General features: G+C 75.0%; 4 protein-coding genes. All 4 read left to right on the forward strand.

Annotated elements, in window-relative coordinates; all coding sequences use genetic code 11:
• Nucleotides 1-181: hypothetical protein (locus tag AC1MIR_RS21770; protein ID WP_480030285.1), on the forward strand; the 181-nt coding region annotated here is incomplete at its 5' end.
• A 4-nt stretch (nucleotides 182-185) separates the two neighbouring features.
• Nucleotides 186-1,538 carry an 8-oxoguanine deaminase gene (locus tag AC1MIR_RS21775; RefSeq protein WP_480030286.1) on the forward strand — a complete coding sequence of 451 codons (1,353 nt, stop codon included), beginning with the start codon at nucleotides 186-188 and terminating at the stop codon, nucleotides 1,536-1,538.
• 78 nt (nucleotides 1,539-1,616) lie between these two features.
• Nucleotides 1,617-2,162: a heme NO-binding domain-containing protein gene (locus AC1MIR_RS21780; RefSeq protein ID WP_480030287.1), complete on the forward strand. Its 546-nt coding sequence runs from the start codon at nucleotides 1,617-1,619 to the stop codon at nucleotides 2,160-2,162.
• Nucleotides 2,163-2,170: 8 nt separating this feature from the next.
• On the forward strand, nucleotides 2,171-2,468 hold a 298-nt coding region (locus tag AC1MIR_RS21785; protein ID WP_480030288.1), incomplete at its 3' end, for a hypothetical protein.

The raw sequence follows: 2,468 nt of genomic DNA on the forward strand, positions 1-2,468 counted from the left end.
CCCCCCGCCGCCCCCCCCACCGCCCCCCCCCCCCCCCCCCCGGGGGGGGGGGGGGGGCGCGGTCGCGCCGGCCGCGGTGCGGCTGGTGCTGGCGCCCGGCCTGCCCGATGCTGTCGGCGCGGCGGTGCGGCGGGCGGAGGCGGCGCTGCGCGCCGGCCGCATCCGCCTGCCCGGGAGCTGATCGCATGTCCGCTGGCCTGCTGCTGCGCAATGCCGAGGTCGTCGTCACCATGGACGCGGCGCGGCGCGAACTGCGCGGCGGCTGGGTGCATGTGGAGGGCGACGCCATCGCCGCCGTGGGCGACGCCGCGACGCCGCCGCCGAAGGCCGCGGAGGTCATCGACCTCGCCGGTCATGTGCTGATGCCCGGCCTGGTCAACACGCATCACCACATGTTCCAGAGCCTGACGCGCGCGCTGCCCGCCGCGCAGGATGCGGAGCTGTTCGACTGGCTCTCCGCGCTCTATCCGGTGTGGTCGCGGCTGACGCCCGACGCGCTGCGCATCGCGGCCACCACCGCGATGGCGGAGCTGGTGCTGTCCGGCTGCACCACGGCTTCCGACCACCACTACATCTTCCCCAATGGCTGCCGCCTGGACGACACGATCGAGGCCGCGGCGACCATCGGGCTGCGCTTCCACGCGACGCGCGGCGCGATGAGCCTCGGGCAGTCGCAGGGCGGCCTTCCCCCGGATGCCGTGGTCGAAAACGAAGAAGCAATCCTGCGCGACATGGAGCGGGTGGTGGCGCGCTTCCACGACCCGGCGCCGCGCGCGATGCTGCGCATCGGCATCGCGCCCTGCTCGCCCTTCTCGGTGACGAACGAACTGATGCGCGATGCCGCCGGCTTCGCCCGCGCGCGCGGGCTGATGCTGCACACGCATCTGGCGGAAAACGACAAGGACTTCGCCTTCACGCGCGAGCGCTTCCGCTGCACGCCCGCGGAATACGCCGAGGAACTCGGCTGGGTCGGCCCGGATGTATGGCACGCCCATTGCGTGAAGCTCGACGCGCCGGGCATCGCGCTCTTCGCGCGCACCGGCACCGGCGTGGCGCATTGCCCCTGTTCCAACATGCGGCTCGCTTCCGGCATCGCGCCGGTCGCGGCGATGCGCGCGGCCGGCGTGCCCGTGGGCCTTGGCGTGGACGGATCGGCGTCCAACGATGCGGGGCATCTGCTGGGCGAGGCGCGGCAGGCGATGCTGCTGGCGCGCGTCGGCCACGGGCCGGCGGCGATGACCGCGCGGGAGGCGCTGGAGATCGCGACGCTGGGCGGCGCGCGGGTGCTGGGGCGCGAGGACATCGGCGCGCTGGCGCCGGGCATGGCCGCCGACCTGGTCGCCTTCGACCTCGGCGGCCTGGACCATGCCGGGGCGCATCACGATCCGGTGGCGGCACTGATCTTCTGCACGCCGGCCCGCGCCGCGCTCTCGGTCATCAACGGCCGCATCGTGGTGCGGGAGGGGCGCCTGCTGGCGCTCGATGAGCGCGCCCAGGCCGCCGCGCATCGCGACGCCGCGCGGCGGCTTGCCGGATAGCTCCGGCCCAAGCGCGGCAGGTATGACAGCGGGACTGCGCGCCGGTATCCTCCGCGGGCACAAGGGAGCGCGCGCGGCTTGAAGGGCATCGTCTTCACCGAGTTCCTCGAGATGGTCGAGGCGGCGCATTCGGCGGACATGGTGGACGCCGTCATCGCCGACGCGGCGCCCCCGAACGGCGGCGCCTACACCGCGGTCGGCACCTACCCGGCCGCCGAGATGGGAGCGCTGGTCGGCGCGCTGGCGCGGCGCAGCGGCACGCCCGCGCCAGAGCTGCTGCGCCGCTTCGGGCGCCATGTCTTCGGCCGCTTCGCCCTCGCCTATCCCGACTTCTTCGCCGGCGTGGACGACGTTCTCGCCTTCCTCTCGAGCATCGAGAACGTGATCCACATCGAGGTGCTGAAGCTCTACCCGGATGCCGAGCTGCCGGCGCTGGAGGCCGCCAGCACGGGGCCGGACGGGCTGCGCCTCACCTACCGCTCGCCGCGCTGCATGGCCGATTTCGCCGAGGGGCTGATCGAGGGCGCCGGCGCGCATTTCGGCCAGCCGCTCGCCATCGAACGCTCCCACCCGCGCGGGGCGCCGGTGCCGGAGCTGGTCTTCTCCGTGACGCGCCTGGCCTGAGGACGGCCATGGCGGACGAGGAGGCCTGGCGGCTGCGGGTGGAGCGCGAACGCGCCGCGCGCAAGCAGGCCGAGCAGCTCCTCGAGACCAAGGCCCGCGAGCTCTACCTGCGCAACCGCGAGCTCGCCGAGCTCGCCGGCACGCTGGAGGCGCGCGTCGCGGCACGCACCGCCGAGCTGGAATCGGCGCTGGCCGAGGCCGGCGCGGGCGGGGATGCCGCCCGCGCCTGCGCGCCCCTGCGGCATGGCGGCGCCGAGCCCGCCGCCATCCGCGCCGCCATCGACGCCCGCGCCGCCCGCCGCGCCG

The sequence above is a fragment of the Falsiroseomonas sp. RANM36 genome (assembly GCF_056682175.1).

Bases quoted from the DNA above. Each gene is read 5' to 3' on its own strand.
- AC1MIR_RS21775 (WP_480030286.1), top strand. From the start codon at position 186: ATGTCCGCTGGCCTGCTGCTGCGCAATGCCGAGGTCGTCGTCACCATG.